Source organism: Prevotella sp. CAG:592 (assembly GCF_000436015.1).
Classification (GTDB): Bacteria; Bacteroidota; Bacteroidia; order Bacteroidales; family Bacteroidaceae; genus Prevotella; species Prevotella pectinovora.
In genome coordinates this window covers 1-3,280 of record NZ_FR892496.1, presented here as the reverse complement: position 1 = coordinate 3,280, position 3,280 = coordinate 1, and the positions used below count along the sequence as shown (strand labels likewise).

The window sequence follows — 3,280 nt, the reverse complement described above, 5'->3', positions numbered from 1 at the left end:
CAGCAGCCAGCGTGCCGCCGTTTCCGCCCATACGTAGTCCATAGAGTTCCTTGCCACGAGCGTCTTTGCCGTAGCTCAATATGTCTGACGGCAGACTTTTGTCGCCAGGCTTTTCGTTCTCTTCAAAGCGGCTTGCCGCCGACTGTCCACAAGTTACAATCATCATCAAGGCGACAAGCACGCTGTATTTCCGGATATTCATCATATCCTTGCTGTGTTAGTCTTCAACCATTCCTTCTCTTCGTCGTTGAGCAATGGCGAGAGCTTCTCGAATACCATCTTGTGATAGTCGTTGAGCCACTGTTTCTCTTCTGCTGTGAGCATGTCGAGATCGGCACAGCTGAGGTCTATCGGACAGAGGGTGAGCGACTCGAACTGCAGGAACTTGCCGAATTCCGTCTCAATGAAGTCTTTGACTATCAGCGTGTTCTCAATTCTCACTCCGAACTTGCCGGCGAGGTACAGTCCCGGCTCGTCGGTCACCGTCATGCCAGCCTGAAGCGGTGCCGGTTTCCATTCCATCCTTATCTGATGAGGGCCTTCGTGTACATTGAGGTAGCTGCCCACGCCGTGGCCCGTGCCGTGCATATAGTTGAGTCCTTCTTTCCACATCGCCTGTCTTGCCAGGATATCAAGCTGGGTGCCGCTGGCATGGTTGGGGAACTTACACAATTCCAGCTGTATATGACCTTTTAGCACAAGGGTGTACACTTTCTTCTGTTCCTCGGTCACAGGACCGAGAGGTATGGTGCGGGTGATGTCTGTCGTGCCGTCGAGATATTGCGCTCCGCTGTCGAGCAGGAGGAAACCGCGCGGTTTCAGTTCCACATCCGTTTCAGGTGTAGCCTCGTAGTGAACGATGGCTCCATGTTCCTGATATGCGGCGATGGTGTCGAACGAGACTCCCTTGAAGAGCGGCTGCTCAGCCCTGAGCGACGTGAGTTTCTTCTCCACTGTCAGCTCCGTCTGTCCGCCAGCCTCAACGGCGGGTTTCAGCCAGTGGAGGAACTTCACCATTGCCACGCCGTCGCGGAGCATGGCACTATGGAATCCTCGGATTTCAGCCTCGTTCTTCACACACTTCAGATAAGGCACCGGCGATGCCGCCTCCACCACTTTCTTTGCGCTGACGGCAGAGAAGAGGGCATAGTTCACCTGATTGGGGTCGAGCTGGATATTGTAGCCCTCGAAATGACGAAGTCCCTCGACTACATTTCCATAATCCTCCACCACCACTCCGGCTGCCTTGAGAGCGTCGGCTGCAGATGGCGCAAGTTTCACCTTATTTATATATAATATAGTCTTCTCCACATCGATGAGGAGATAAGCCACAGCCACAGGATTGCAATGCACATCGGAGCCGCGCAGGTTCAGTGTCCATGCGATGTCATCGAGGGCGGTCACGAGCAACGCCTCCGCCCCACTCCGCTTCACTGCGGTCCTGATTCTCTGAAGTTTGCTTTCAGCAGTCTCTCCGGAATATTCCAGCGGATGCTGAACCACAGTGTTCAGGGGGATTTCCGGACGGTCTTTCCAGATGATGTCCAGAGGGTCGAAATTGGTGCGGATGGTGATTCCTCCCTGCCGGCGCAGTTCTTCGGCAAGTCCTCTCACCTCGTTGGCGGCATTCACATATCCGTCGAGCCCCACCACGGCACCGTTGATATGGGCAAGCGACATTCCGAGCCATTGCGATATGGTGGGAGTTCCTTCAACGCGCTCTTTCATCAGTTTGAACTCCGTGCCTTGCAGCTGTTCCTCAGCCGCTATGAAATATCTGGAGTCGGTCCATAGCGCAGCCTTGTCCATTGTCACCACTGCCGTTCCGGCGCTGCCGTCAAAACCGCTTATCCATTTCCTGCCTTCCCAATGGGCCGGCACGTACTCTCCGTTGTGGGGATCGGTGCTTGGAAAGATAAAGGCGTCGATGCTCTCTCTACGCATCACTTCACGCAGAGCTGCGAGCCTATCTTGAATCATTTGTGTCATAATCATAGTGCTTAATCTAACATTTGTAAAATCTGCTTTACAAAGGTATATCTTTTCATAATTAATAACAAATTATAAGACGATTATGTTGCAATTTATCGAGTTTTTTTTCCTAACTTTGCGGTGCGAATGACAAGACAACGAATATACATAAAAATAAATTTACAACTATGGAATTTTTAACTAACGAAAAACTTGTTATCGTCGGTGCAGGCGGTATGATCGGTTCTAACATGGTACAGAGCGCTTTGATGCTCGGCCTCACTCCTAACATTTGTCTTTATGATATTTATGAGCCAGGTGTTCACGGCGTATTCGACGAAATCCAGCAGTGTGCATTCCCAGGCGCTAACGTAACATATACTGTTGACCCGGCAGAGGCTTTCACTGGTGCTAAATATATCATTTCTTCAGGTGGCGCTCCTCGCAAGGACGGCATGACACGTGAGGATTTGCTGAAGGGCAACTGCAAGATCGCCGCTGAGTTCGGTGACAACATCAAGAAATATTGTCCTGATGTTAAGCACGTGGTTGTTATCTTCAACCCTGCTGACGTAACAGCCCTGACAGCACTCATCCACTCTGGTCTGAAGCCAAACCAGCTGACTTCTCTCGCTGCCCTCGACTCTACTCGTCTGCAGCAGGCTCTCGCACTGGAGTTCGGCGTTCAGCAGGACAAGGTGACCGGTGCTCACACATACGGTGGCCACGGCGAGCAGATGGCTGTATTCGCTTCTCAGGTTAAGGTTGACGGCAAGCCTCTCTCAGAGATGGGTCTCTCTGCAGAGCGTTGGGAGGAAATCAAGCACCACACAGTACAGGGTGGTTCTAACATCATCAAGCTCCGCGGCCGCAGCTCTTTCCAGAGCCCAGCTTACAATGCCGTGAAGATGATCGAGGCTGCCATGGGCGGCAAGGAGTTCACACTGCCTGCAGGATGCTACGTAAACTGCGACAAGTGCGGATTCAAGAACGTGATGATGGCTATGCCTACAACTATCGACAAGACTGGCGTTCACTTCGTTGAGCCTAAGGGAACAGAAGAGGAGATGGCTTCTCTTGCCAAGTCTTATGAGCACCTCTGCAAGATGCGCGACGAGATCGTTGAACTCGGCATCGTTCCTCCTGTGGCAGAGTGGACAAAGATGAACCCGAACCTCTAATTCATCTGCCGACAATAACGGCACAAAAGATATGCGGGCGACAAGGAAGACAATTCCATGTCGCCCGTTTTCTTGATGAATAATATTTGATTAATATTTCCCCCACGGCGTGGGGAATGAAACCCCAC

General features: G+C 51.7%; 3 protein-coding genes. 1 reads left to right on the top strand and 2 read right to left on the bottom strand.

What is annotated here, in order from left to right; translation table 11 throughout:
- The coding region (locus QVO99_RS00920) for a hypothetical protein (protein WP_288176843.1) at positions 1-205 on the bottom strand (205 nt) is incomplete at its 3' end.
- On the bottom strand, positions 202-1,989 hold the full coding sequence (locus tag QVO99_RS00915) for an aminopeptidase P family protein (RefSeq protein WP_022315708.1): 1,788 nt from the start codon (positions 1,987-1,989) through the stop codon (positions 202-204). The genes QVO99_RS00920 and QVO99_RS00915, both read right to left, overlap by 4 nt.
- Positions 1,990-2,159: 170 nt before the next feature.
- On the opposite strand from QVO99_RS00915, the gene QVO99_RS00910 reads away from it, so the two are divergent.
- Positions 2,160-3,152: a malate dehydrogenase gene (locus QVO99_RS00910; RefSeq protein WP_022315707.1), complete on the top strand. Its 993-nt coding sequence runs from the start codon at positions 2,160-2,162 to the stop codon at positions 3,150-3,152.
- The last annotated feature ends 128 nt before the right edge of the window (positions 3,153-3,280 follow it).